Source organism: Sphingobium psychrophilum, assembly GCF_012927105.1.
GTDB lineage: Bacteria > Pseudomonadota > Alphaproteobacteria > Sphingomonadales > Sphingomonadaceae > Sphingobium > Sphingobium psychrophilum.
In genome coordinates this window covers 1-25,221 of sequence record NZ_JABBFV010000031.1, presented here as the reverse complement: position 1 = coordinate 25,221, position 25,221 = coordinate 1, and the positions used below count along the sequence as shown (strand labels likewise).

General features: G+C 57.3%; 25 protein-coding genes. 14 read left to right on the top strand and 11 right to left on the bottom strand.

What is annotated here, in order from left to right; translation table 11 throughout:
- Nucleotides 1–17: 17 nt before the first annotated feature.
- From HHL08_RS23115 to HHL08_RS23065, 11 genes are all read right to left on the bottom strand, one after another.
- A complete protein-coding gene (locus HHL08_RS23115) occupies nt 18–830 on the bottom strand; it encodes a fumarylacetoacetate hydrolase family protein (protein WP_169575281.1) in 813 nt (270 codons plus the stop codon).
- A 4-nt stretch (nt 831–834) separates the two neighbouring features.
- Complete coding sequence (locus tag HHL08_RS23110; protein WP_096063922.1) at nt 835–2,319, bottom strand: 2-hydroxymuconic semialdehyde dehydrogenase; 1,485 nt, start codon at nt 2,317–2,319, stop codon at nt 835–837.
- A gap of 39 nt (nt 2,320–2,358) precedes the next feature.
- Entirely contained in the window at nt 2,359–2,790 is a 432-nt protein-coding gene (locus HHL08_RS23105; protein ID WP_043152430.1) for a GlcG/HbpS family heme-binding protein, read from the bottom strand.
- 2 nt (nt 2,791–2,792) lie between these two features.
- Nucleotides 2,793–3,716, bottom strand: coding sequence for a catechol 2,3-dioxygenase (locus HHL08_RS23100; protein WP_043152429.1), 924 nt, complete (start codon nt 3,714–3,716; stop codon nt 2,793–2,795).
- A 20-nt stretch (nt 3,717–3,736) separates the two neighbouring features.
- A complete protein-coding gene (locus HHL08_RS23095) occupies nt 3,737–4,588 on the bottom strand; it encodes an alpha/beta fold hydrolase (RefSeq protein ID WP_169575280.1) in 852 nt (283 codons plus the stop codon).
- A gap of 178 nt (nt 4,589–4,766) precedes the next feature.
- Nucleotides 4,767–5,372 carry a glutathione transferase GstA gene (gstA, locus tag HHL08_RS23090; RefSeq protein WP_043152427.1) on the bottom strand — a complete coding sequence of 202 codons (606 nt, stop codon included), beginning with the start codon at nt 5,370–5,372 and terminating at the stop codon, nt 4,767–4,769.
- Between the two features lie 42 nt (nt 5,373–5,414).
- A complete protein-coding gene (locus HHL08_RS23085; protein ID WP_169575279.1) occupies nt 5,415–5,894 on the bottom strand; it encodes an aromatic-ring-hydroxylating dioxygenase subunit beta in 480 nt (159 codons plus the stop codon).
- The gene (locus tag HHL08_RS23080; RefSeq protein WP_096063923.1) at nt 5,891–7,171 is read right to left on the bottom strand and encodes an aromatic ring-hydroxylating dioxygenase subunit alpha; all 1,281 of its coding nucleotides are present in this window, start codon (nt 7,169–7,171) and stop codon (nt 5,891–5,893) included. The genes HHL08_RS23085 and HHL08_RS23080 overlap by 4 nt, the downstream gene beginning before the upstream one ends.
- Nucleotides 7,168–8,190, bottom strand: a complete 1,023-nt coding sequence (locus tag HHL08_RS23075) for a PdxA family dehydrogenase (protein ID WP_169575278.1) — start codon at nt 8,188–8,190, stop codon at nt 7,168–7,170. Before HHL08_RS23075 ends, HHL08_RS23080 begins: the two co-directional genes overlap by 4 nt.
- Nucleotides 8,174–8,668 carry an aromatic-ring-hydroxylating dioxygenase subunit beta gene (locus HHL08_RS23070; protein WP_051520062.1) on the bottom strand — a complete coding sequence of 165 codons (495 nt, stop codon included), beginning with the start codon at nt 8,666–8,668 and terminating at the stop codon, nt 8,174–8,176. Before HHL08_RS23070 ends, HHL08_RS23075 begins: the two co-directional genes overlap by 17 nt.
- Nucleotides 8,665–10,077 carry an SRPBCC family protein gene (locus HHL08_RS23065; RefSeq protein ID WP_043152422.1) on the bottom strand — a complete coding sequence of 471 codons (1,413 nt, stop codon included), beginning with the start codon at nt 10,075–10,077 and terminating at the stop codon, nt 8,665–8,667. Before HHL08_RS23065 ends, HHL08_RS23070 begins: the two co-directional genes overlap by 4 nt.
- A gap of 301 nt (nt 10,078–10,378) precedes the next feature.
- Here HHL08_RS23065 and bphC point away from each other — a divergent pair, with 301 nt between their 5' ends.
- The 14 genes from bphC to HHL08_RS22995 all read left to right on the top strand — a co-directional run bounded on the left by bphC (nt 10,379) and on the right by HHL08_RS22995 (nt 24,766).
- Entirely contained in the window at nt 10,379–11,278 is a 900-nt protein-coding gene (gene bphC / locus HHL08_RS23060; RefSeq protein ID WP_043152420.1) for a biphenyl-2,3-diol 1,2-dioxygenase, read from the top strand.
- A gap of 53 nt (nt 11,279–11,331) precedes the next feature.
- The gene (locus HHL08_RS23055; RefSeq protein ID WP_169575277.1) at nt 11,332–11,658 is read left to right on the top strand and encodes a non-heme iron oxygenase ferredoxin subunit; all 327 of its coding nucleotides are present in this window, start codon (nt 11,332–11,334) and stop codon (nt 11,656–11,658) included.
- Between the two features lies 1 nt (nt 11,659).
- The gene (locus HHL08_RS23050) at nt 11,660–12,148 is read left to right on the top strand and encodes an aromatic-ring-hydroxylating dioxygenase subunit beta (RefSeq protein ID WP_169575276.1); all 489 of its coding nucleotides are present in this window, start codon (nt 11,660–11,662) and stop codon (nt 12,146–12,148) included.
- Between the two features lie 21 nt (nt 12,149–12,169).
- A complete protein-coding gene (locus HHL08_RS23045; RefSeq protein ID WP_043152416.1) occupies nt 12,170–13,432 on the top strand; it encodes an aromatic ring-hydroxylating dioxygenase subunit alpha in 1,263 nt (420 codons plus the stop codon).
- Nucleotides 13,429–14,016 carry a 2-hydroxychromene-2-carboxylate isomerase gene (locus tag HHL08_RS23040; protein ID WP_169575275.1) on the top strand — a complete coding sequence of 196 codons (588 nt, stop codon included), beginning with the start codon at nt 13,429–13,431 and terminating at the stop codon, nt 14,014–14,016. Before HHL08_RS23045 ends, HHL08_RS23040 begins: the two co-directional genes overlap by 4 nt.
- 352 nt (nt 14,017–14,368) lie before the next feature.
- The gene (locus HHL08_RS23035) at nt 14,369–16,813 is read left to right on the top strand and encodes a TonB-dependent receptor (RefSeq protein WP_235955265.1); all 2,445 of its coding nucleotides are present in this window, start codon (nt 14,369–14,371) and stop codon (nt 16,811–16,813) included.
- A gap of 146 nt (nt 16,814–16,959) precedes the next feature.
- Nucleotides 16,960–17,568, top strand: coding sequence for a UbiX family flavin prenyltransferase (locus tag HHL08_RS23030; RefSeq protein WP_206378059.1), 609 nt, complete (start codon nt 16,960–16,962; stop codon nt 17,566–17,568).
- Entirely contained in the window at nt 17,565–18,137 is a 573-nt protein-coding gene (locus HHL08_RS23025; protein WP_235955264.1) for a hypothetical protein, read from the top strand. The genes HHL08_RS23030 and HHL08_RS23025 overlap by 4 nt, the downstream gene beginning before the upstream one ends.
- Nucleotides 18,134–19,693 carry an FAD-binding oxidoreductase gene (locus tag HHL08_RS23020; RefSeq protein WP_169575272.1) on the top strand — a complete coding sequence of 520 codons (1,560 nt, stop codon included), beginning with the start codon at nt 18,134–18,136 and terminating at the stop codon, nt 19,691–19,693. The genes HHL08_RS23025 and HHL08_RS23020 overlap by 4 nt, the downstream gene beginning before the upstream one ends.
- A 43-nt stretch (nt 19,694–19,736) precedes the next feature.
- The gene (locus HHL08_RS23015; protein WP_043154269.1) at nt 19,737–21,182 is read left to right on the top strand and encodes an aldehyde dehydrogenase family protein; all 1,446 of its coding nucleotides are present in this window, start codon (nt 19,737–19,739) and stop codon (nt 21,180–21,182) included.
- A gap of 24 nt (nt 21,183–21,206) precedes the next feature.
- Nucleotides 21,207–22,661, top strand: coding sequence for a non-oxidative hydroxyarylic acid decarboxylases subunit C (locus HHL08_RS23010; RefSeq protein ID WP_169575271.1), 1,455 nt, complete (start codon nt 21,207–21,209; stop codon nt 22,659–22,661).
- Complete coding sequence (locus HHL08_RS26035; protein ID WP_096064129.1) at nt 22,658–22,891, top strand: non-oxidative hydroxyarylic acid decarboxylases subunit D; 234 nt, start codon at nt 22,658–22,660, stop codon at nt 22,889–22,891. The genes HHL08_RS23010 and HHL08_RS26035 overlap by 4 nt, the downstream gene beginning before the upstream one ends.
- 10 nt (nt 22,892–22,901) lie before the next feature.
- A complete protein-coding gene (locus tag HHL08_RS23000; RefSeq protein ID WP_169575270.1) occupies nt 22,902–24,368 on the top strand; it encodes an FAD-binding oxidoreductase in 1,467 nt (488 codons plus the stop codon).
- Nucleotides 24,369–24,400: 32 nt separating this feature from the next.
- Nucleotides 24,401–24,766 (top strand): c-type cytochrome, encoded by a 366-nt coding sequence (locus HHL08_RS22995; RefSeq protein WP_088189955.1) that lies wholly within the window; start codon nt 24,401–24,403, stop codon nt 24,764–24,766.
- Nucleotides 24,767–25,221 lie beyond the last annotated feature (455 nt).

The following is a 25,221-nucleotide window of genomic DNA, read 5'->3' as shown; positions in this document are numbered from 1 at the left end:
TGCCTTTCATCCAATCCTCAGTTGCCGTCCGCGGCGAATTCTGCGCGAACTGTTCCAACTCCATTGATTCTCGCCTCGACGACATCGCCGCGGTTTACCCCGGCCATCGGACCGAGCGCACCAGACAGGATCACGTCGCCTTCAAGCATCGGCCGACCGACCCGCGCCATGACCCGTGCCAGCCACAATGCTGCGGTGATCGGGCTGCCCAGGCAGGCGATACCAGCGCCGACCGAAATGGGTTCGCCCTTGATCTCCATCACCATGCCGCATTCACGCAGATCGAGCCCATCGAGCTTGCGCGGAACCGCGCCCAGCACGAACAGCCCGCTCGAGGCGTTATCGGCCACGGTGTCCCAGATGCGGATGTCCCAATTGGCCACCCGGCTGTCGACGATCTCGATGGCCGGCACGACATATTCAACCGCGCGGATCATTTCTGCGGTCGTCAGATCGGGATGCGGCAGGTCGCGACCGATGACAATCGCGATCTCGGCTTCGACCTTGGGCTGGATCACCTGATTGAGCGAGATCGGTATGCCTTCGGGCACGTCCATATCGGCAAACAGCATGCCGTAATCGGGCTGGTCGACGCCAAGCTGCCGCTGGACCGCAAGCGAAGTGAGGCCGATCTTGCGGCCTACCAGTCTTCGTCCGCTGTCGACATAGTGCCGGGTATTGACCTCCTGCACGGCATAGGCAGCATCAACCCCGCCCGCCGAAATGAGATCGCGAACCGGCGCCACGGGTGTTCCGCTTGTCGCAGCTCCACGCAGCATTTCGGCGGCTTGTTGAATGACCCGAGGGTCTATCGTGGTTTCCATGGTCATAATCTCAGAGCTTCACGCAAATGTTTGCGGTTTCGGTGTAGAATTCGAGGCTGTGGACACCACCCTCCCGGCCGATCCCGGAATGGCCAGACCCGCCAAACGCCGTGCGCAGATCGCGCAGGAACCAGCAATTGACCCAGCACACACCGACCTGCATCGCCGCTGCCACCCGGTGCGCGCGCGAAACGTTTTCGGTCCACACGGTCGCGCACAATCCGTAGTCGGTGTCGTTGGCCAGCGCGATAACCTCGTCTTCGGAGTCGAACGGGATTACCCCGCAGCACGGACCGAAGATTTCCTCGCGGATCACCGTGGCATCGTGCGCAAGTCCGGTCCACAGCGTCGGCTCCACGTAGAAGCCGCCCGCCTGATCGCCTTCGACTTTCGGAACGCCGCCGCCGGTGACAACCGTCGCCCCTTCTTCGACCGCTTTCGCGTAATAGCCTAGCACCTTATCGCGGTGCTCTGCGCTGCTCAACGGCCCAAGGTAGGCCGGATCGCCCATGGAACCGGGCTTGAATGCCTGCGCCGCCAGCGTCATCCGCCGGACAAACTCATCGAACAGCGGCCGCTCGACATAGACCCTCTCTGTGCCGAGACAGACCTGCCCGGTGTTGAGGAAGACCGAGCGTGACAGGCCCTCAATCGCCTTGTCGAGATCAGCGTCGGCGAAGACGATCGCCGCATTCTTGCCGCCGAGCTCGAAAGAAACGTCGCGGACCCCGACTGCAGCCTTTTGCATGATCGCCTGCCCGGTTCCGGTCTCGCCGGTAAAAGTGATCGCATCGACATCCTTGTTGGAGGTCAGAAACTCGCCTGCCGAGCCGCCGCCGAAACCATGGACGACGTTGTAGACGCCTTGGGGCATCCCCACCGCGTTCATGACTTCGCCTAGTAGCGCTGCTGTTCGGGGGGTTTCCTCCGAAGGCTTGACCACCACTGTGTTTCCGCAGGCTAGCGCCGGTCCGACCTTCCAGGTCATCAGCAGCAACGGGAAGTTCCACGGGCAGATCACCGCGATCACGCCCTTGGCCTTGCGCACGGCATAATTGATCGCCTGCCCACCATCGGGCGTCGGCGTGGTGAAGGATTCACCTGGCATCGTCGCGATAACGTCCGCGAACATGCGGAAATTCGCCGCGCCGCGAGGAATGTCGATGTGCGAAGCCACGTGACGGGGCTTGCCCGTATCGGCCACTTCGGCATCGAGAAAATCATCCGCACGGCGCTCGATTTCGGCGGCCACCGCGACGATCAACTTAACCCTCTCGGCAGTCGTCATCTTGCCCCAAGGACCATCAAGAGCCGCTTTAGCGGCCGCCACTGCATCGGCGACATCGGCTTCGCTTGCCTCATAAACCGTGCCGATTGTTTGGCCCGTTGCCGGATTGACGTTGTCAAAGGTCTTTCCTTGGCTGCCCTTGCGATAGGAACCCCCAATGAAATTGAGTATGTGGTCGGCTACAGGTCGAGGCGAATTGGTAGTCATTTGATTTCTATCGTCCCAATGTATTATTGCACTGGCCGCTCACTGCTGCTCTGCGCCGATTGCGGAGAGGCCAGCGTTGGCGCAGGCAATGTCGAGTTCTTCAGATCCACCAGAGACGCCGATTGCACCGACGAATTCGCCATCGATAACGATGGGAAGTCCCCCGCCAAACATCACGATCCCCGGCTGAACGGTTATCCCGTCGCTCAGCGCCGGATTGCCCGAAACCATCTTGTACACGTCAGGCGTCGCAACCCGAAAGCTGGCGGCGGTATAGGCCTTGTCCTGGGCAATTTGTGACGAGGGAAAGGGTGTACCGCTCGCGCGCAGCAGAGCCGCCAGTTCGCCTCCTCCACCGATGATGGCGGCAACGACCGGGTAACCGGCTTCCTCGCCCTTGGCGACGGCGGCCGAAACCGCTTGTGCGGCCAAGCCGTGTCCGATTGTCCGGATTGTCACCAAACCGTCCATGATCAGGTGTTTACCGTCATGAAGCGTTCGTTCAGCGCCTTCTCGTAATAGAAGATCGCCTTACCCGCGTTTTCTGCCTGCCACATACGGCGCGGGTTGTCGGGGTAATAGATATAGCCGCCGCTGAACGTCTCGTTGCGGTTGCCCGACGGATCGAAGAAATAGATCGTCTGGCCGCGAGTGATCCCGTGGCGCGTCGGGCCGATGTCGAGCGAAATATCGTAGCGACTGATAATGTCAGCCGCGTGCCCAACATCGTTCCAGGATTCGAGGTTGAACGAAGTGTGGTGGATCCGGCCATCTTCCGGATAACCCAGAAAAGCGACATCATGGGCCTTGTTGCTGCATGAAAGGAAGATACCGAGACGTGCCCCGGTACTTTCGTCGACCAGTTCCTCGGTTACTGAGAAGTCGAGAACTTCCACGAAGATCTTGGCGCTCGCCGAGATGTCCACGCCGTTGAGCGCGCAGTGATCAAAGCGGGTTGCCCGCATGCCACGCGGTTCGGCTATCCAGACATCAGGATTGCGGACCGCCGGCCCGGTTTCGGACAGCTCCATTTCTGCGTATAGGTCAAACACATGCGCGGTCGGCGCGTTGAAGCGGATTTTGCGTCCGACACCCGGATCTTCGCCAGCGGGAATGACATCGACGTTCACTCCCGCATCGAGCAGGCGTTCGGCAAAATGATCAAGATCGGAGTCTTTCGCGACCTTGAACGCCATGCGGTCAAGCCCAGCGGTATCGGCTTCGCGCAGGATAATGCTGTGGCGGTCGAATTCGTCGAACGCCTGGAAGAAGGCACGCCCATCCTCGACGCTGACGAGATTGAGACCAATCCGGTCACGATAATGAACAATAGCCTCATCGAGATCGAGGACCCGCAGTTGCACATATCCAGGGCGAATTACACCGGTCAAAGCCATTTCAGTTCTCCTTGCATGCGTCAGCCCTTGAGGCCGTTGCTGAAAAATTCAGACACAACTCGGTTAAAGCTGACCATGCGCTCAATCTGGACCCAGTGCCCGCATTCGCCGAACACGTTCAAGTCAGCACGAGGCAGCAGCGTTGCCAAGCGCACGCTCGACTCCAGTGGAATAACCTCATCGAACCGGCCATGCAGCACCAGCATTTCGTGTTGCAGCGCCGCAATGTCTTCTTCGCGGCTTGCCAGCATCGCGATATTGGCTTGACGGTCCGCGCCGCCAAAGGTCGCATGATACGGTTCCTGTGCACCAGGACGCATACTTGCTTCGTATCGCGACTTGATCAGATCGTCGGTCAGCCTGCTGTGATCCCAGGCAAGATATTCGAGCGACGAGCGCATGGCCTCGACCGAGGGAACATAGCCCCAGACCTCATCGAGCGCTGGCGTGATCGGGAACTCAAGACCGGCCGGTCCCATAAGGACCGCCCGCTCGACTCGATGAGGATGCGCGATCGTGAAAGCCAGCGCAATGCCGCCACCGAACGAATTGCCCACCATTGACACCTTGTCGATGCCAAGCCCGTCAAGCAGGGCGGCAATCTGGTCGACCCAGATCTGCTTGTCTTCGATACGGCCCTTGGAATCGGAATAACCAAATCCGTACATGTCCGGCGCAATCACCCGGAACTGTTTTGCAAGAGCTGGCATATTGAGCCGCCAGTTAGCCCATGCCGTGACACCTGGTCCCGATCCATGGATAAGCACGACTGGCGGCCCTTCGCCCACATCATGGTAGTTGGTAACACTGCCATCGACTACCAGCGACTTGCCAATCTCGGGGCGTGGATCTTCTTTCGTTGCGGTGACCATATCTCTCCCGATCGCGCCTTTACCGCCTTCAAGCCTAAGCGCCTCCCGTCGTCTTGACGGAAAACATTATAGGCGGGCGCTAGAATCATTTTCAGATTTATTGCACAAAACAGAACGCGTTGGCAATTAGCGAATGCATTATACTCGCCGTATACCTGCGAGCGGTGCGCGAGCTACCTCATGCTAGGCCTTCGGCCTTTAGCGCTGCACCCACAGCGGGACGCTGCGCGATCTTGCCGGCATAAGTGCCGAGCGCGGGATATGCAGACATATCGATGCCCACATGTCCGGGCCATCCAAGCATCACGAATAGGTAGATATCGGCGACGCTGAACGAATCTCCGACGTAGTGATCGCGTCCGTCCAGCTCCTTGTCGAGCGCTGCCAGGTGATTCTTGACCAACACCGCGGCCGCCGCCTTGACCTCATCGGACGTTCCGGGAGTGAACAGGGGCACAAAGGCCTTGTGGAATTCCGAGCCGAGAAAGCTGAGGCGGCTCAACAGCTGATAGCGCTCAATGCTGCCCTCGGCTGGCGCCAAGCCGACTCCGGGATTTTGATCGGCGATATAGAGCAGAATTGCTGGGTTCTCGGTCAGGCTCTGACCGTTGTCCAGGGTCAGCGCCGGTACCTTCCCGGATGGATTAACGGCCAGAAAATCGTCGCCTGCTTCGGTTTTGCGGGTTGAGAGATCGACCTTGACCGCCTCGAAATCCGCGCCGGCTTCGCGCAGGGCAATATGCGGTGCAAGCGAACAGGCGCCCGGACTGATGAACAACTGCATTGTGTTTCTCCTCTTGTCTTTTGTCGGTAAAAATTACGGCCGTCAGATCGGGGTCGCCAGCAGGGTCGCGATCCGATGGGTGTCGTAGACGCACGTCCGGCTAATCAACCTTGCCGCGCCATCCTTGACCAGCAACCTGTCGATATACTTCCCGGCATTATAGATGCGCGTTTCACCGTCATTGCGGGTTTGCAGCACAGCATAGCTGGCCTCCGCCGTCACCGTGTTCCCGTCGCTCCCGGTCACCACCGCCCGAGAGATTAGATGACGACTGAAATGTTCGGGGAACACGTTGGCATGGCGCAGGGCCACCACGCGATCAACCAGCATCCCCTTGCTATCACAATACATCACTGCGGCAGGCAGGCCATTGTCGACATTCTCGCGAGCGATCACCTGGTAGAGGCAATCTTCAACAAAGAACTCGGGCCAATCTTCAAGGCGCCCGTCATCGAGGCATAGGCCGTAAGCGGCGTTCAGGGAATCGATCAGACCTTGCAGAACGGGATCGGCGATTGTCATGCTGGCACCCCCACTGTCGAGGCCGACAAGGCATCACCCATCAATTCCAGATACCCTTTCCAGAATCCACGCACGGCGTTCTCATCCATGCCCATCGGCGCGTAATATTCGCGCACATCGTCGCCACCCATTTCGATGAAATTAAACTTGCCTTCCGCCCCGATGGTACCCTGCTGGCAAAGCTCGACCGCTTCGCCGTCCTCCATCGATATCAGCCCGGAGGGCCCAACAAGATTCAGGTTGCGCAGGCGGTGCCGCGTTGTTTCCTCATCATCGTCGGCATAGCCAAAGTAAGTCCAGACCAGCTCTGTCTTGTCAGGGCCAAGCGTCACGATCTGACGGGTCGCCAGCGTGTTCTGGATTTGCTGCAACACCACGTTGGGGAACAGCGACTGGATGTGCAGCCCCACATCGTCGTCAATTTCGGGCCGGAATTGCAACAGTCTTTCATCCTGCAATTTCGTAGCTCCTTGCATCTCCCGATTGGCTTCGTCGCCGAACGACGTGTAATCGATGTCGCCCTTGGGCTTGGACACGGTAAAGACGTTATGGAAGCCCTGCTCGGTAAGTTCCCCCGCGCTGTCCTGGCTTTGGCGGTAAATGCCGAAGGTCGGGTAGAAAAGATGTAGCAAGGCTCCGTGATAGCTATCACGGCTGTTTTCGGAATAGAGCTTCCAGTTGCCAGACATATACTGACGCGCGTAGCCCAAAACCTTGATCGGGCGATGAAAAACCCGGTCGATATATTTGCGCATCACGGGGCCTAGAAAATCTTCGAGCGGCTCTATCTCGGACGAAAACGTGCCGAAAACCATGCCCTTGTAGCTCTCAACCCGCAGCTTCTCGAGCGAGTGATTGGCCGGATCGAAATCCTTGTCATAGCCGCCGACGCCCTTCATGCCGCGCCGGAACGGCACGCCAACCAGCGTTCCTTCGGAATCGTAAGCCCACTGGTGATAGACGCAGACGAAAGCGCCATCGGCCTGGTTACCGCGCAGCGAGCGGCACACGGTTGCCCCCTTGTGTGCGCAGCGGTTGACCCAGGCGAAAATCTTGCCGTCCTGACCGCGCACCAGGACCACTGGTGTTTCACCGACATGGCTCGTCCGAAAATCGCCTGCATTGGCAATTTCGGCTTCTAGTCCAAGGTAACACCAGGTGCGCCCTTTGAAGACGTTGCTCTGTTCCGCAGCGAAGATTTCGGGGTCGTGATAGACCTTATAGTCGATCGCCGTGGGGATTGATCGCTGGGCCTCAACCCGTGCTTGAGTGTTCATTCCATCTCTCCTTCACGTTCAAATCCCTGCCCAGATGCGAGCCGCCCACAGGTGCGCATCGCGCTGAGCATCATCGCCGCGTCCGCCTTGCCTGAACCGACAATGTCGTAGGCGGTGCCATGGGCGACCGACATGTGGAGATAGGGCGGCCCCATTATGATTACGCAGTTGCCCGAAAATCCCCAGGTCTTGACCGCAATATGGCCCTGATCGTGGAACATCGCGAGAACCATGTCGTAACGGCCCTCGATGCACTGGCGAAAGACTGAATCCGGCGCGACCGGTCCTTCGACGGCAATCCCCATGGCCTTGGCCCGCTCGACACCCGGTGCGATGGCCAGCCGCTCCTCATCGCCCATGGCGTGCGGATTGAGCCCGGCAACCGCAATACGCGGCTTGGCAATTCCCCAGGACCGCATGGCATCATTCACCTGACCGATGGCCTTGGCCACCAGATCAGCGGAAATGACATCGATCACCTGACGCAAGGACATATGATCAGTCAGATGCGCAACCCGCAAGGGGCCGGTCAGCAAAACGAGATAGCTTTCGCCGGGCGTGGGGCTGATAACCTTGTCCAGCTTGCCGGCCATCTTCAGCGAACCGCTACTGATCGGTCCCATGATCGTCGCCGCAAAGGATCCGTCTCGCGCCAGCGCATCAAGCTCATCAAGCCATTGCGCCGTCGCGTGCCCCGCCGCCTCAGTGTCTTCGCCCAGCGGCAGAACCCCGGCAAGCAAGGCACCCGTGTCGATCACGTCAATCACGCCCGGATCGTCACTGGGCGTCTCGAGCGACTTCATGGCACGCACGCGCGCTTTGACCCCAGTCATGTCGATGGCCCGTTCGACGGCGGCAGACGACCCGACCAGAACCGGGACCGACACCTCGTGAACCTGCCCGCTCGCAAGCGCCTTGACCGCAACCTGCGGACCGATCCCGGCAGGGTCGCCGATCAGCGTTCCAACGACCGGCCGTGCGCCAAGCGAACCCATTGGCCGGTCAGATACTGTAGACATCGAGCATCGTCCTTGCGACGTCGTTGATCACGATCGTCTTCTTGCGTTTGATCACAAAGGAATTTCCTGCTGGCGCAAGGTCGTAGTGCGCGGATCCGCTGTAAACGGTGACATCTCCCTCAAGCACCGAAGTGACGGTCCATGAGGTTCGCACCTGCAAACCAGCAGCGGTATCCTCGACCGACAGCAGCGTGAACATATGCTGCGTCCGTGGAGCAGGCGTACTGGATGAAGACCGACCGGTCCGGATGCGAAACACCCGATCTTCCAGCCCGCCCCGGTTATGATAATAGATCAGCGAGATTTCACGCTTCGGATCGGCGGTCAGGCGTTCACTATCATCCCAGGCAGGCACCCAATATTCAGCCTCCTCGTCGTAGAGCGACAACCAGGAATCCCAGTCCTTCTCGTCCAGCGCCTGGGCTTCTCGCCCAAGGAAGCGCAACACCGACAGCCATTTTGCATCGACGTCATTCACAAAACCGGCTCCTTGTCCCCAAACGCCATCAGTTCAGCGCCTTCGCGATCGATCGCCGAATTCATACGGTTCACCCACTCATCATGGATCGCGACATAAAGGCCTTCGTCAGCCACGGAGGGACTGCTGAGGACGGCGTCCACACCCAAGCCTGCACCAAAATGTCCAGCGTCCTTCTCCCACCTTGTGGCGCCACGCGACATGTCGTTCATCCGGCCTTCACCGGCAGCGAAACCGGCCTGGCAGTTGTTGAACTCGGTCAGGTCATCGGGCGTCGCCATGCCGCTGGCGTTGAAGAAGTCTTCATACTGCCGAAGCCGCAAGGCCCGGGCCTCAGCACTCTCACCAACAGGCGCGATGCAATAGGTCGTGACTTCCGTTTCATCGACCGAAATCGGGTGAATGATTCTGATCTGGCTACTGCTCTGGTCCATCAAGAACACATTGGGGAAAAGTTGGAGATTGCGGATCCGCTTGTTCATCCACAACGACTTCTCCTCTCCGTGATTGGCAGTCAGCCAGTCAAGAATTTCAAAGTTCGGCCGGTCAATGAAGTTGGCGTAGTCCATCCACAGGACTGCATGACCATTCTCGAAAGAGAATGACCCACCATCCTGTCGATTGTAATTGGCCAAATCGATAGCTTTCGTATCGTTCTTAGATACGCCCAGCACACGCCTTTGAACGGTCATGAAGTAGTTCGCATGCACAGTGCTGACGTGGTATCCGTCCAGACCGTTTTCAACCTGCAACTTCCAGTTGCCCCGATAACGATATCGGGTCGCGCCAGGGATTACCTCAAGCTCTCCGGTCTTGGATTGATCGACCAGCAGATCGATGAACTTTTTCGACCCTGCAAGATAATCCTCAAGCGGCAAGACGTCGTCGGAAAGGCTGGCGAAGATGAAGCCGCGATAGCTTTCAAGGCGCGCAATTTGCGGCAGACCAAGATCAGCCTTGTCGAATCCAGGCGCGTAGCCACCAGCCGCCTCTTCCGTCACATCAAGCAAATCGCCTGCCGATGAATAGGTCCATCCATGGAACGGGCACATGAAATTCTTTTTATTTCCGGCCTTTTCACGGCAGACGCGCGCGCCCCGATGCGCGCAAGCATTCACCATTCCGCGAAGCACCCCCGTCTTATCACGGGTTATAATGACAGGCACTCTGCCAATTTTGGTTGTGATAAAATCGTTGGGCTTAGCGACCTGACTTTCATGCGAAACGAACACCCAGTTGCGTTCGAAGACATACTTAAGCTCAAGCTCGAAAATCTCGGGGTCGGTAAAAGCTGCACGATCTACTTTATAGACGCCGCGCGTTTCATCCTTGGCCAACCAGGATTGGAGCCGTCCCCGCAGGACCTGCAGGTTGGCGATACGCCCAACCAATCGTTCTTTCGCGTTCATTACCTGTCTCTCCCGCATCGTCCTTTTGACCCGACGTCGCTTCTGCGATCACTTGGCCCCGGCGCCATTGCAAATGCCGGTCGCTGAACAGTTACCAGTTCGCCAATCACCTGTCGGCGAATCAACCAGCCAATGCCAGGCCGCTATCCTACCGCTAAAAATTATTCAGTGCAACGTATTGCACCCAGCGAAACATTCGCCTAATAGATTTTCCAGATTAGGTGCCGAAGCCGCATGTTTAGCGTCGTCGAGCATGCTGGACACAGCGCCAAAAAAGGCGGCAATTTTGGGAGAGCAGTCAATGTCATCGGTCAGCGAACTTGGATATCTCGGCATGTCAGTGACAGATCTCGATGCGTGGCGAGCCTACGCAGCAGAGGTTGCCGGAATGGAAGTCGTCGACGAAGGTGAGAGTGATCGCATCTATCTCCGGATGGATCTGTGGCATCATCGCATAGCACTTATCAAAGGCGACACTGACGATCTCGCCTACATGGGCTGGCGGCTTGGTGATCCGACCGAGTTCGAGGCAATGGTTGAAAAGCTGACCAACGCCGGGATAGCAGTGACTGTGGCGAGCGATGCCGAAGCCCGCGAGCGCCGCGTGCTCGGCCTGGCCAAGTTGACCGATCCCGGTGGAAACCCCACCGAAATCTTCTACGGCCCGCAAGTGGATGCCCACAAGCCTTTCCATCCCGGACGCCCCATGTTCGGCAAATTCGTCACCGGGTCGGAGGGGATCGGTCACTGCATCCTGCGCCAAGACGATGTCGAAGCCGCAGCCGCGTTTTACCGCCTGTTGGGGCTGCGCGGATCGGTTGAATACCAGTTGCATCTGCCCAACGGCATGGTGGCCATGCCGTACTTCATGCATTGCAATGAACGGCAGCACTCGGTCGCCTTCGGCCTCGGCCCGATGGAAAAGCGCATTAACCATCTGATGTTTGAATATACCGAACTGGACGACCTCGGGCTCGCCCACGACATCGTGCGCGAGCGTCAGATTGATGTCGCGCTTCAGCTCGGCAAGCATGCCAACGATTTGGCCCTCACCTTCTACTGCGCCAACCCTTCTGGCTGGCTGTGGGAATTTGGTTGGGGTGCTCGTAAGGCGCCTGCCCAGCAGGAATTCTACACCCGCGACATTTTCGGTCACGGCAATGAGGCCCAGGGGTACGGCATGGATGTTCCTCTCCAGTAAGCCGCCTCCAGACTGGCTGCTATATCAAATACATCAAAGGATTACGAAGCACGATGACAAGTAAGGTACGTCTTTGCCCGGTTGCTGACGTCAAGGATGGCGAACCGGTCGGAGTGTTTCTGGAGCAACTGCCCGCGCTGGCTGTCTACAACGTCGATGGTGATATCTTCGTGACCAACAACATGTGCACCCATGGAAACGCAATGCTGACTGATGGGTACCAAGATGGCGGCATCATCGAATGCCCATTTCATGGTGGATCGTTCGATATCGCCACTGGGGCGGCGAAGGCCTTTCCTTGCCAGGTTGCGATCAAGACTTACCCCGTCAGGATCGAAGACGGGTGGGTCTGCATCGATCAACTGGAAGGAGTGGCCTGAGATGCATCCGAACATTTCCGAGCGCCTTCGCTTGCAGTATCTTGCAACCGAAATCAACGCCATCCATGCCGAGTGGATAGATGATGATCGACTTGAGGAATGGCCAGAGCTGTTCGCGGACGACTGCATTTACAAGGTTATCGCGCGCGAGAACCATGACCGCAATCTGACCGTCTCGGCGATATTCTGCGATAGCAAAGGCATGCTGGTCGACCGCATCGTATCCTTGCGCAAAGCAAATATCTTTCCGGTGCACAGCTATCGTCATATTCTTGGGCCTACTCGCATCGTGTCAGAACACGAATTAAAGATCACGGCTCAAACAAATTACACCGTATTCATGACTCGAGCGGACGGTCGTACGGAAATATACAATTCCGGCAAATATATCGATGAAATCGACTGTAGCGGAGAGAAACCGCTCTTTACATCGAAAGTCGCTGTATTTGACACGAATGTCATAGATACAATGATGGTACGTCCAATATAAGCCGATTGTGAGATTTTACTTATGCCAGAAACAGTGCTTAAGGGTAGTCAAGATTCGGATGCATCGGACGTTGCCGGGTGCCGTGTACCGTATCGCGTATTCACCGATCCGGAATATTATCGGCGAGAGCAAGAGAATATCTTCCAGGGTGAAACATGGTCTTTCGTTGCCCTGGAAGCGGAAGTGCCCGAACCGGGAGACTTCAAATCAACCTTCGTGGGCGAGACTCCGGTCATAGTGACCCGTGCCAGTGACGGTAAAGTGCATGCCGTGGTCAATCGTTGCGCGCACCGCGGTGCACTGGTTTGCCGCGAAGTGCGCGGCAACCGCCCAAATCTGGAATGCGTATACCATCAGTGGGCCTATGATCTGGAAGGCAATCTGATCGGAGTCCCATTCCGGCGTGGCCTCAAGGGTCAGGGCGGCATGCCCGGTGACTTCGACATGAAGCAACACGGCCTGAGAAAGCTCCGTGCGGAAAGCATTGGCGGTCTGGTTTTCGCCAGTTTCTCTGAAACCGTTGAACCGCTGCGTGACTTTTTGGGGCCGATCGTGATCGAGCACATCGAGCGCATCATGTGCAAGCCAATCAAGGTGCTGGGCGACCAGCGCCAGCATGTGCATGGCAACTGGAAGCTCTACGCCGAAAACACGCGCGACCCATATCACGCAAGCCTACTCCACCTGTTCCACAACACATTCGGATTATACCGATCGACACAGACGGGCAAAAGCGTGATGGACGCGAACAAGCGTCATTCGCTGCTTTACTCGATCGCTGCCAGCAACGACGATGCCGCGGATAAGCAGGCCTATGGGGATTCTCGCACCTTTAACACCGATTTCAAGCTGCAGGACATGTCGCTCCTTAAAGGTCGGCAGGAATTCGATGATGGCATAACCCTCGTTATCCTCGCAGTGTTCCCCAATCTGGTGCTCCAGCAGATTCAGAACACCCTGGCGGTGCGGCAGATACTAACCAAGGGCACCGACGGCTTCGAGCTTGTCTGGACCCATTTCGGCTACGCTGATGATGATGCCGAGATGCAGGCTATCCGGCAAAAGCAAACCAACCTGATCGGTCCGGCCGGGCTGATCTCCATGGAAGATGGTGAAGCTGTCGAAATCGTCCAAAGGGCCGTCATTGGCGAAATGGAAGCAGAATCTTACATCGCCATGGGCGGAGGCCGTGCGGACGATGCAGATCACCTGGTCACCGAGGGCTCAATCGTTGGATTCTGGGAAAACTACGAAAAGCTAGTGGGTTACGGAGCCGCGTCATGACCAAAAAGATCGATTTCTATTTCGATTTCATCAGTCCGTTCAGCTACCTCGCGCAGGCGAAACTGCCTGATTTGGCCCGCAGGACCGGCTGCCTGATCGAATATTGGCCGATCGACATTCCGGAGGCGAAGATTGCTGCCGGAAACTATGGCCCGTCCAACCGCGAAGTTGTTCCCAAGATAAAGGTCCTGATGGCCGATTTGGAGCGCTGGGCGGTCAAGTACGGGGTACCTTTGACGTTTCCCGCGAGCTTCGCCTGTTCGGATTGGAACTGTGCAGCGCTTTATGCCCGCAGCCAAGGCCGGGCGGAAGCATTTGTTAGTGCCGCGTTCCACCGAATCTGGGGGATCGGGATTGATCCGCGCGATCGGAATGAGTTGCGCGGCTGTGCCGAAGACGTTGGATTGGACGCAGATGCATTGTGCGAATTCGTCGCTTCACCCGTGGGCCGGGGCGAATACCGCAAGGCCCGTACGCAAGCCTACCAGCGAGGCGTATTCGGCGCGCCGATGATGTTTGTCGATGATCAGATATTCTGGGGCAACGATCGCCTCGATTTTCTTGAAAGTTATCTTCTTGATTAAAATTCAAAGTATGAAGTTTATAAAAGATTAATATGGATGGGAGCTTCCGAGGTGTGGGTCCAAAAACCATCGTCGCTCTCGACAGCATGGCGTTTGGCCGCGCTCGATGCAAAGTCGCACGTATTTAGCGTCGTAAAGGCTGCTTTCAGAGAGAGGGTGTTGGGTGCAATGAAGGAAGCTTTCCTTTACAATTTTAAGAAACTCGTAGCCCCGCTTTTGGCAGCGTAGTGTGGTCGATAGGAAGCCCCCAGTTAGCATGACCGCTCTAAAAAAGAAGCTTTTGATCCCAATTCCTCTTATAATCTTATTCGTTCCAATGATTTAATTAAAACAAGTATTTAGGGAGATGGAAATGAACCAGAATAGGCACAGAATATTTCTTTTGGCTGGCAGCGGTTTAGCTATGGTCGTGTCATCCGCCCCCGCTTGGGCGCAAGATGCGGCAAATGTCCAAGCAGCCGTCGAACAGAGCAGCGGAGGTCTCGATGAAATTGTGGTGACCGCACGCAAACGTGAAGAAAATGCGCAAGACACCCCAATCGCAATTACTGCGATGAGCGGTGACATGATTGAAGGTCGGCAGATATCCAACGTCGCGCAGGTTGCATCCTACGCGCCGAACGTCGCTATCCAGCCAGTTGCGAATATCTCCGGATCAAGCGCGTCACTCACCGCTTTCATCCGTGGTGTGGGGCAAACTGACTTCAATATCACGGTAGACCCTGGCGTGGGCATCTATGTTGATGGTGTCTATGTGGCGCGGTCGGTTGGCGGTCTCTTGGAAATGGCCGACATCCAAAGTGTACAGATCCTTCGTGGGCCCCAGGGAACGCTCTTCGGCAAGAACACCATTGGCGGCGCGATCGTCGTCAACAGCCGCGAGCCTTCCAACGAGTTTGAGCTCAAGCTCGAGGCCGCTACCGGTCGGTTCAATCGGGCGGACATCAAGGGGATCATTAATATTCCCATCAGCGACACGCTCGCCATGCGAGCGGTCGCATCCTATGAAACGCGCGACGGCTACCAGTTGCGGCTGGTTGACGGTGACCGGCAGGGCGACAAGGACAGTTTCTCAGGACGCGTAGCCTTCAAGTGGGAACCAAGTGATGTTTTCACAGCGACCTTGGCAGGCGACGTTAACATTCGTCGCGAAGGGACCGCCTCAAATACTCTTATCGAAAACCGGGATTCCCCCGATCTGTTGCAGTTCGTCACCACTCCCAACGGTACGTTCGCTTTCCCAAGTGCGAATTTTGGATACAACAAGCTCGGCGGCGGGGCCGGTCAGTGCGGTGCGCCCGGCGAACTGGCACCCCTTGATAATCCCAACTGTGTCTCCTCTCGCTGGGTTACCGGTGACATCGACACGACATGGGCTGGCAGCAACAACCAGTCCGATTTCGACCTTTGGGGTACAAACCTCACGCTGGAGTATAATTTAGGGAATCTGACCCTGAAATCGATCAGCGCCTATCGCGAACAAAATTCAATCATTGAGTCAGACTTTGACGCAACGCCACACGTGGTACTCCAGAATACCAACAAGCTCGACCTGTGGCAGGCCTCCCAGGAACTTCAACTGAACGGAAGTGTGCTGGACGACCGGTTGAAATTTACTCTCGGCGCGTATTACCTTAAGGAGAAGGGGTTCGGCGACGAGCTGCTGCAGTTTGGCTTCGCCGATTTCTTTAGCGGCGGCGGGATCGACAATGACAGTTACGCCGCCTTCGCTCAGGCGACATTTGAGGTTACGGACCGGCTTTCGATCACCCCGGGCATTCGCTACACTGACGAAACAAAGCGCTTCGATCCGTCTGTGCAAGTCATCACCGTCGATCGGACGGCCGGTTTGCCTGGCCCATATCCAGATGGTGTGTTCATCCAGTTTGCTCGCTGTATCACCGGACAGGCTGCGCCAGTGCTCGGGCCTGATGGGTTCCCCGATCCAACCTGCGTTCCCTCGGCAACCAATCCGGGCGGCAACCACGTTGTCCCCGCTGTCGAAGTTGCCGCCAAGGCCAAGGAGTGGACCCCGGCAGTGTCGGCAAACTACGAGTTCAGTGATGATGTCATGGGCTATGTCTCTTATTCGAAGGGATTCAAGAACGGCGGTTTCACCCAGCGTATCTTCCCGGGCGAACTGGTAACCCCCTCCTTCACGCCCGAATTCGTCGAAACCTACGAGGTCGGCCTCAAGACCGAGTTGTTCGATCGCCGCCTGCGGTTGAACATGGCGGTGTTCCAGTCTGATTATACCGACATCCAGATCGTCGTCAGCGAGGGCATTGCACCCAAGGCACGCAACGGTGGTGTCGGACGGATCAGAGGCTTTGAAATCGAGGGACAGGCTGCCCCGACCGATTGGTTGCGGATTGACTACGGCCTGGGCTATCTGGACGCTGGCTATCGCTCGGTGCTTGCGAGCGCGTTTCCTGTGAACATCGACTCCAAGTTCGCTATGGTGCCTGAATGGACAGGAACCGTTGCAGCGAATGCGACTGTGCTCGACAATGAAAACGGCAAGCTGGTACTCCGTGGTGATTGGTATCATCAGAGTTCAACTTTCAAGGACGCTATCAACAACCCGCAACTTTTCCAACCCGCTTACAGCGTGTTCGGTGCGAACGCTTCATACACCCTCCCTGGAGATCATTTCACGATCACCGGAGGCGTTACCAATCTGACTGATAAGCGGTACATCCAAGGTGGCTTTGTCGATCTTGATGTGGCTGGTCTGGCAACTGCCAACTTTTCCCGCCCACGGGAATGGTTCCTCAGGGTCGGTTATGAATTCTAAAACTTAGGATCGGGGGGCGGCTTAACTTGCCGCCCCCTTTTGTCTCAGACGAAGCGGAAGGGTGACAGATTGTTGACAAGTGTATCTTGTCCATTCGTTGAAGTTTTAGAACCAACCTTTGTTGGCGCTGTGCGCTCGTGAAACGGATGGTCGTTGCCATAACCGGAGCAACCGGTGCGATCTACGGGTTGCGTCTGTTGACAATGCTGAAAGATCAAGCTGGCTGGGAAACGCATTTGGTCATGTCGCAGGCCGCCTTGCTCAACATCCGCGAAGAGCTTGTCGATGGGCGGCAGCAATTCGAGGATGCTGCAAACGTCGTGCACAGCAGCCGCAATGTAGGGGCGAGCATCGCGAGCGGTTCGTTCCTGTGCGAAGGCATGGTGATCGCGCCATGCTCAATGCGGACATTGGCTGCAGTCGCCAATGGCCTGTCCGACAATCTGATTACACGCGCGGCGGACGTCATGCTTAAGGAACGGCGCAAACTGGTGCTGATGACGAGAGAAACGCCGCTTAATCTGGCACACCTTCGCAACATGACTGCGTGCACAGAAATGGGCGCGGTGATCTTCCCCCCCGTACCAGCGTTTTACAATCGCCCACTCGAAATCGACGAAATTATCGATCACAGCTGCATGCGGGTGCTTGATCAATTCGGACTTCATCGCAACCTGGAGAATCGTTGGCAGGGATTGACTGGCGAAAACCCCGATCCGGCATTGCCAGTCAAGAAAATCGAAAGGCAGGCATGATGACTTGGTATCTAAGGCGTAGGGATGTTTTGGGAGCCGGAGCGCTCGGCACCGCTGCCGTTGGGCTGGATACACTTGCGCGGTTTGAACCGGGCCGGAGCCGCACTGTCACCGTGGTTGAGGAAAGTGGCGTGCCTGAAAGCCGCCAGTTCGCTTCCGCTCTGATCGACAGCGGCTTTGCAGGTGAAGTGATCCGCATCGACCAATCGCTCAATGGCTTACTGCACGAACTTGAAGCAACGACGGGGACGGTTATCGGAATGACATCTGATCCCGTCGCGATGATCGCAGGGCAGCTGCTGGGCGAACGCGGCGCGCATGCGCGGCAGTTCTGGCAGCATCACTATGCGGGCGGCAGATGGGGTCATCGCACCGAAGGAAGCGTACGCCTGATTGAGAACACGACACACGCTTGGCCGGTGGCAATTGCTCACCAGTTGCAGAGCGCCATTGGTAGCAGATCACGTCAATTCCCAAACGCCTGCACTTCCGGGGCCTGCGCGTTAGTTGTCAGCAGCCCTGGTATGCTGGTGTCATGGGTTCATGAATTTGAAGGATATCAATCGTGAGCAGCATTGTTCCCCAAGGAGTTGCCGCCTCCGATTTCTCCAATGCGCTCGACGAGTTCGCAGGAGTCGTCGGCAAGGACCGTGTGTACGTCGATGAACAACCGCTGTCGAGCTACAGGGACGCTTATTCACCCCTCGCCGACGGTGAGTTTCTGCCTTCAGCGGCTGTTGCTCCTGAAGGCGTCGAACAGATTAAGAAGATCCTGAAGATCGCCAACGCCTATAAGATACCCATTTGGACAATCGGCACCGGGCGCAACTTCGCTTATGGCGGCCCTGCCCCGCGCAAGTCCGGCTATGTGATGCTTGACCTGCGTCGGATGAACCGGATTATCGAAGTCAACGAGAAATACGGTTATGCCCTTGTCGAACCAGGCGTTTCGTACATGCAGCTTTACCGCCATTTGCGCGCGATCGGCAGCAAGCTCTGGATCGATCCCGCAGCGCCAGCATGGGGCGGTGTGATGGGCAATGCGCTGGAACATGGCGCAGGCTACACCCCTTATGGCGACCATTTCACCATGCAGTGCGGCATGGAGGTGGTGCTGGCCGACGGCGAAGTAATACGGACCGGCCAGGGCGCACTCGCGGGGTCGAAACACTGGCAGGTGACCAAGCACGCCGCCGGTCCGCAGTTCGACGGCATGTTTACCCAGTCGAATTTCGGCGTTGTTACGAAAATGGGCATCTGGCTGATGCCTGAACCTCCCGGCTACAAGCCGTTCATGATAACCTACGAGCGCGAGGAAGATCTCGAGGCGATCTTCGAGATCACCCGGCCGCTGAAGGTCAACCAGATCATCCCGAACGCCGCCGTGGCGGTCGATCTTCTGTGGGAAGTCTCGGCCAAGACCACACGTCGCCATTACTTCGACGGCAAGGGCCCGCTGCCGCAGTCGATCCGCAAACAGATCGCCTCGGACCACAAACTGGGGATGTGGAACTATTACGGCGCACTCTACGGCCCGCCGCCTATTATCGAGAACAACTGGAAGATCGTCGAGGATGCCCTGATGAGCATTCCCGGAGCGAAGCTGTACCTCGATCGTGAGAATGATCCCGCCTGGGACTATCGCGTACGCCTGATGCGCGGTGAACCGAACATGACCGAATTCAGCATCATGAACTGGATCGGCGGCGGTGGACACGTCAATTTCTCTCCGCTCTTGGCACCGAACGGTTCGGAAGCACTTGCCCAGTACAACCTGATCAAGAGCCGCTGCCACGACCATGGCTTCGACTATATCGGTGAATTCCTGGTCGGCTGGCGCGACATGCATCACATTCTGATGATCATGTACGACCGGGCCGACGAGGCTATGCGCAAAGGTGCCTACGACCTTTTTGGCGTGCTGGTCGCCGAAGCGGCAGAGAGTGGTTTTGGCGAGTACCGCACCCACCTCGCCTTCATGGACCAGATCGCCAAGACCTATAAGCACAACGATGGCGCACTGTGGGACCTTCACCAACGCATCAAGGACGTGATGGACCCCAACGGCATTCTCTCACCCGGCAAGCAGGGCATCTGGCCCAAGTCGATGCGCACGACATCGTGATCGAAACGGCGGCATGTCCACCTGAATCAAGGATCGTAGTACGATGAAGAATCTCGACCACTGGATAGGCGGAGCCCGGGTAGCGCCAGGCAGTGGCGTCTATTTCGACGATCTAAATCCGATCGATGACAGTGTCTACGCAAGGGCCGCCGCAGGCACCGCCGACGACGTCAACCGCGCGGTCGAGGCCGGCGTGGCAGCCTTCCGCATGCACCGCGACCTCCCTGCCGCAGTCCGTGAGGGCTGGATGTTCAAGGCGGCGGAAATCATGGAACGAGACGTCGCCAAGTTCCAGGAAGTGCTGATCGATGAGGTCGGCTCGCCGGTTGCCAAAGCAGGCTTTGAGACCCGCTTTGCCATCGGTTTCCTTCGTGCTGCCGCCGGGGTTCCGCGCCGGGTCCGCGGCGAAACCATTCCTTCGGACACACCGGGCCGCTTCAGCATGAGCCTGCGTCAGCCGGTGGGTGTCGTTGCCGGCATAACGCCGTTCAATGTTCCGCTGATCAAGGGTATCAAGCAGTCCGCCATGGCGCTTGCGACCGGCAACGGCTTCGTTCTGCTCCCATCGGAAGCCGCGCCGCGCCTGGCTGACCTGCTCGCAGATCTGTGGCGTGAGGCCGGCGTTCCTGATGGCCTGTTCAACATCGTCTACGGCAATGGTGCCGAAATCGGCGATGCACTAACCGGGCATGCCAATATCGCTGCGATCACTTTCACCGGCTCCTCGCGCGTCGGCAAGCACATTGCCGGGATCGCAGCGAGGAACCTCAAGAAATATACGCTTGAGCTCGGCGGCAAGAGCCCGCTGATCGTCTGCGCCGATGCCGACCTGGAAAAAGCGGTTGGAGCGGCACTGTTCAGCATTTTCATGTTCCAGGGCCAAGTCTGCATGGGCGCGTCGCGCATCTATGTCGAACGCTCCATGTTTGATGATTTTGCGAAGGCCTTCGCCGCCGCAGCTTCCAAAGCCAAGATGGGCGACCTGCGCGAACCCACCACCATGCTTGGCCCAATCATCTCCGAACGCCAACGCGATCGGGTGCGCAGCCACGTCGATGATGCCCGCGCAAAAGGGGCCGAAGTGCTGGCCGGTGCGGAGTGGACTGGCAACTGCTGCTCCGCCACGGTGCTGCGCGGCGTTACTGCCGACATGACCGTCTGCTACGAAGAAACCTTCGGGCCGGTCACCTCGCTCTATCCATTCGACACGCTCGACGAGGCGATCGAACTGGCGAACGATACCGAATACGGCCTATCCGCCTCGATCTTCACCCGTGATCTCGACAAGGCCTTGCGCTTTGCTCACGAGGCCGAAAGCGGCATGGTCCACATCAACGCTCCGACCCTCTATGACGAGCCGCACGTACCGTTCGGGGGGACCAAGTCTTCCGGCTTCGGACGCGAGGGCACCGAGGCCGACCTCGAGATCATGACGGAGTGGAAATGGGTTACGATCCAGTCCGCCACGGCTAATCCCAGTGGTCACTAATGCCGCCCGCGTAAGGAACCGAATATGAACGACTTGGCCAATAAAGCGCGCGGCATTTCCTCGTTGCGGGACTTTCTTGAACTCCTTGAAGGCGAAGGCCAGGCGATCACCTGGAGCGAACGGGTGCTTCCGGAACCCGACCTGCGCAATATCGCGGTCGCGGCCTCGCGCGATGCCAATGGTGCACCCGCAATCTTGTTCGACAACATCGCCGGCTATCCCGGCAAGCGGACAGTGGTGGGCGTCCACGGTTCGTGGGACAATATCGCGTTGCTGCTGGGGCGACCCAAGGGCACGACAATCCGCGAGCTGTTCTTCGAGATCGCCGGTCGTTGGGGCGATGCCGATGCTCAGATCAGTTACGTTCCCGAAGGGCAGGCTCCGGTCCACGAGTGCCGGGTCGAAAGCGGAATCAATCTCTACGATATCCTCCCGGTTTATCGCATCAACGAATATGACGGCGGCTTCTTCATGGGCAAGGCTTCGATCGCATCGCGCGATCCGGAAGATCCCGATAATTTCGGCAAGCAGAATGTCGGAATCTACCGGCTGCAGCTGCAAGGCCCGGATTGCTTCAGCCTAATGACCATTCCCTCGCACGACATGGGTCGGCAGATCATGGCCGCTGAACGTACCGGTCTGCCGCTCAAAATTGCGGTAATGCTCGGTAATCATCCTGGGCTTGCCGTCTTCGCAGCCACTCCCATAGGTTATGATGAATCCGAATACTCCTACGCATCCGCGATGATGGGTGCGCCGATCAGACTGACCAAGTCGGGAAACGGTGTCGATATTCTCGCGGACAGCGAAATCGTTATAGAAGCTGAAATGCAATTGGGCGAACGAGTCTTGGAAGGACCATTCGGCGAATTCCCTGGCTCCTATAGCGGCGTCCGGAAGGTGCCAATCTTCAAAGTCACGGCTGTCTCACATCGTCGAGACCCGATCTTCGAGAATATCTACATCGGCCGTGGCTGGACCGAGCACGACACGCTGATCGGGTTGCACACCTCCGCGCCTATATATGCCCAGTTGCGCAAGGACTTTCCCGAAGTCACTGCCGTCAACGCGCTCTACCAACACGGTTTGACCGGGATCATCTCGGTCAAAAACCGGATGGCGGGCTTCGCCAAGACCGTTGCTCTGCGTGCGCTGAGCACGCCGCACGGCGTTATGTATCTCAAGAACCTGATCATGGTTGATGCCGATGTTGATCCTTTCGACCTTAACCAAGTCATGTGGGCGCTGTCGACGCGTACCCGCGCCGACGATATAATCGTGCTTCCCAACATGCCTGCCGTGCCGATCGACCCGTCTGCGGTCGTGCCTGGCAAGGGCCACCGGCTGATCATTGACGCGACAAGCTACCTGCGGCCCGATCCCATCGGCGAGGCACATCTCGTTAGTCCACCGACTGGCCCGGACATTGACGCGTTGAGCAAGGCAATCCGGTTACTTCAGCAAGGAGTTGCAAAATGAGCGATATGCTGTGTCCACGCTGTTCGAGAGCTAACGCGATAGTAGACTATCAAGGGTGGCAGGACGACACCGTCGTTTGGACGATCTTTCGCTGTATTACATGCTGTTTCTCATGGCGCGACAGCGAGCCCGCTAGCACCATTGGGGTTGGTGCGCGTTCGGCGGACTTCGCTGTCGATGCGGCAAATCTAGATCGCTATCCCAAGATTCTTCAGCAAGTTGGCAAGTGAGGAAGACACGATGACAGATCAAGCCCGCCAGAAGGCTGCGCTTGCAGCGCTCGAAGCCGTCTTGGGTACCGCAGCGGTAGAACGATCTGCAAAAATACTGTCTCGTTACGCTACAGCGCTTGCGACTCCAATCGGTGTCGTGATGCCTAGCGATGTGGGACAGCTGACGGCGGCACTTGCCACAGCAAAAAAGGCCGGTGCTGTGCTGCAGCCCGTCTGTAATGGTGCGCACGGACTTGAAAAAGTTGGCCTGGATCAGGTCATAGTGCTTGATTTGCAGCGCATGAACCGAGTCCTCGAGGTGAATGAGTCACTGGCGTATTGCCTGGTCGAACCCGGCGTCACCTTTCGCGAGCTTGACGCCTATATCAAAGGCAAGGGAATTAAGCTGTGGATCGATTTTACCGGCAATCCCGACGCGAGCGTGGCTGCCAGCTTCGTTAGCCGTAGCGCAGGGTACACGCCCTATTCTGATCATTTCCTGATGCAGTGCGGACTTGAGGTCATGCTTGCCGATGGCAAGATCGTTCGCACCGGCATGGGTGCCATGCCCAAGAGCACCTGCTGGCAGCTGTTCAAGTTCGGCTACGGCCCTTGGATTGACGGACTGTTCACGCAATCTGATTTTGCCGTGCCGACCAAGGTTGGGACCTGGTTGATGCCAGTACCGCCAGCGTCCAAGACATTCATGGTCACTGTCTCCGACGAGGAAGGGCTAGCGCCGATGTTTGACGTGCTCGGACCGCTCAAGCTCAACATGGTCGTCGCCAATGGCGTAGCCGTAGGTAATGCCTTGCATGAAGCCGCTTTGCTCGGCAGAAAGCGTCGCGACTTTGCCGGTCAGGGTCCCATGGCGGCAAGTGCCGTCAAGGCGGCCGGCCAGTTGATGGGGCTAGGATACTGGAACCTCTATGGCGCGCTTTACGGTTTGCCGGACAACGTTTCGCTTCTGTGGGATAGCGTAAAGAGTGCCTTTGGTTCAGTTCCTGGAGCGAAAGTCATTGCAAACGGAGAGGGTGTCGATCCCAGGCTTTGGTCATGGAGGATGGGCACGATGACCGGTGCTGTGGCAAGCCCACCCACGCAGGTCGCGGGATGGAGCGGCGGCCAAGCGCTCACAGTGAATCCGGTGAGCCCGGTCGATGGGGAAGAAGTGATGCGGCTCTACGCGCTTTCACGTGACGCCTGCGCGCAACACGGTTTCGACCTCCTCAGCGAAACTGTTGCCATCTGGCGGTCCGCCAATCACCGCCAGTTTCTACCTTCCGCTGGCGGGGACAAAAATAGTGTTGAGCGCAGTCGCCAATGTGCCGAAGCTTTAATTGCGATGCAGGCGACCGCCGGGTTTGGTCAAGCGTTCACCGAACCGGGTCTGCGTGCAACCGTCGACAAGACGTTCGCTGAGGGTGGACTATCGATACTGCACGATAAGGTTAAGAAGGCTCTCGACCCCACGGGGCTATTTGCATCCGCCTGATTTGGAGGGCGATCAATCGAGTTGGAGGCATAATGAAAATAGTCTTTGCCATGTCGCTTCTAGTTACGCTGAGCGGCTGCATCGCCGAAGCGAAAGATCAGAAGGCTGACGGCGCGGAAAACTATGCGTTGATGTGCGCCGGATGCCACGATCCTGGCCCAGGACACCCGGCAACCATGTTACTTCAGCAAGCAGGGCGACCAGTGCCAGCACTGATCGGTCGGAAAGATCTTGAGCTTGAATATTTGCGCGCGGTTGTGCGGCAGGGATTAATCGAGATGCCGCCATTTCGTCCAACGGAATTAAGCGAAGCGGAAATTGATGAAATTTATGCTCACATCATGCGCGGAAAGCCCTCAAAACCAGCCACTGCGATTCAGACAACGAAAGAGCCGTAAGAGAGAGAGATTCTATGCAGGACCATAGTTTTCCCAAAGTCGGTAGCTCCAACGGGTGCAGAGCTGTCGATCCTCATCTGGTGCGGCAGATGCAAGCGATGGTAACCCATCTCACCGATGAGGCGCTCAACGCGCAGTTCGGCATAAGTTACAATACGTGGCGTAAGCTGATAGCTGGAAAGCCGGTGCGTGCATCGCTCCTCGCTCGGTTGGAGGCGCGCCTAGCGTCGCTCGGAGCAAAAATTGTGCGAGAGAGCACGTGATATGGAACATAAAAGTTAAGTCTCGGGATTTATCGGATTTAACGAACCAAGCATTACAGTTAGCACTAGCCCGTATAATTCATCGGGGGTTGGCGGATGTAGCGTAAGCATCTGATTTAACGTATGATTTGGTTGTCTAATCCGATCAACGTCATTTCAAGAAAGCTACACCCGCCATGGACGATCCTACGC

Excerpts from the sequence above, each read along its gene's own strand:
- HHL08_RS23115 (WP_169575281.1), bottom strand. The coding sequence starts at position 830 with ATGACCATGGAAACCACGATAGACCCTCGGGTCATTCAACAAGCCGCC.
- HHL08_RS23110 (WP_096063922.1), bottom strand. The coding sequence starts at position 2,319 with ATGACTACCAATTCGCCTCGACCTGTAGCCGACCACATACTCAATTTC.
- HHL08_RS23105 (WP_043152430.1), bottom strand. The coding sequence starts at position 2,790 with ATGGACGGTTTGGTGACAATCCGGACAATCGGACACGGCTTGGCCGCA.
- HHL08_RS23100 (WP_043152429.1), bottom strand. The coding sequence starts at position 3,716 with ATGGCTTTGACCGGTGTAATTCGCCCTGGATATGTGCAACTGCGGGTC.
- HHL08_RS23095 (WP_169575280.1), bottom strand. The coding sequence starts at position 4,588 with ATGGTCACCGCAACGAAAGAAGATCCACGCCCCGAGATTGGCAAGTCG.
- gstA (WP_043152427.1), bottom strand. The coding sequence starts at position 5,372 with ATGCAGTTGTTCATCAGTCCGGGCGCCTGTTCGCTTGCACCGCATATT.
- HHL08_RS23085 (WP_169575279.1), bottom strand. The coding sequence starts at position 5,894 with ATGACAATCGCCGATCCCGTTCTGCAAGGTCTGATCGATTCCCTGAAC.
- HHL08_RS23080 (WP_096063923.1), bottom strand. The coding sequence starts at position 7,171 with ATGAACACTCAAGCACGGGTTGAGGCCCAGCGATCAATCCCCACGGCG.
- HHL08_RS23075 (WP_169575278.1), bottom strand. The coding sequence starts at position 8,190 with ATGTCTACAGTATCTGACCGGCCAATGGGTTCGCTTGGCGCACGGCCG.
- HHL08_RS23065 (WP_043152422.1), bottom strand. The coding sequence starts at position 10,077 with ATGAACGCGAAAGAACGATTGGTTGGGCGTATCGCCAACCTGCAGGTC.
- bphC (WP_043152420.1), top strand. The coding sequence starts at position 10,379 with ATGTCATCGGTCAGCGAACTTGGATATCTCGGCATGTCAGTGACAGAT.
- HHL08_RS23055 (WP_169575277.1), top strand. The coding sequence starts at position 11,332 with ATGACAAGTAAGGTACGTCTTTGCCCGGTTGCTGACGTCAAGGATGGC.
- HHL08_RS23050 (WP_169575276.1), top strand. The coding sequence starts at position 11,660 with ATGCATCCGAACATTTCCGAGCGCCTTCGCTTGCAGTATCTTGCAACC.
- HHL08_RS23045 (WP_043152416.1), top strand. The coding sequence starts at position 12,170 with ATGCCAGAAACAGTGCTTAAGGGTAGTCAAGATTCGGATGCATCGGAC.
- HHL08_RS23040 (WP_169575275.1), top strand. The coding sequence starts at position 13,429 with ATGACCAAAAAGATCGATTTCTATTTCGATTTCATCAGTCCGTTCAGC.
- HHL08_RS23035 (WP_235955265.1), top strand. The coding sequence starts at position 14,369 with ATGAACCAGAATAGGCACAGAATATTTCTTTTGGCTGGCAGCGGTTTA.
- HHL08_RS23030 (WP_206378059.1), top strand. The coding sequence starts at position 16,960 with ATGGTCGTTGCCATAACCGGAGCAACCGGTGCGATCTACGGGTTGCGT.
- HHL08_RS23025 (WP_235955264.1), top strand. The coding sequence starts at position 17,565 with ATGATGACTTGGTATCTAAGGCGTAGGGATGTTTTGGGAGCCGGAGCG.
- HHL08_RS23015 (WP_043154269.1), top strand. The coding sequence starts at position 19,737 with ATGAAGAATCTCGACCACTGGATAGGCGGAGCCCGGGTAGCGCCAGGC.
- HHL08_RS23010 (WP_169575271.1), top strand. The coding sequence starts at position 21,207 with ATGAACGACTTGGCCAATAAAGCGCGCGGCATTTCCTCGTTGCGGGAC.
- HHL08_RS26035 (WP_096064129.1), top strand. The coding sequence starts at position 22,658 with ATGAGCGATATGCTGTGTCCACGCTGTTCGAGAGCTAACGCGATAGTA.
- HHL08_RS23000 (WP_169575270.1), top strand. The coding sequence starts at position 22,902 with ATGACAGATCAAGCCCGCCAGAAGGCTGCGCTTGCAGCGCTCGAAGCC.
- HHL08_RS22995 (WP_088189955.1), top strand. The coding sequence starts at position 24,401 with ATGAAAATAGTCTTTGCCATGTCGCTTCTAGTTACGCTGAGCGGCTGC.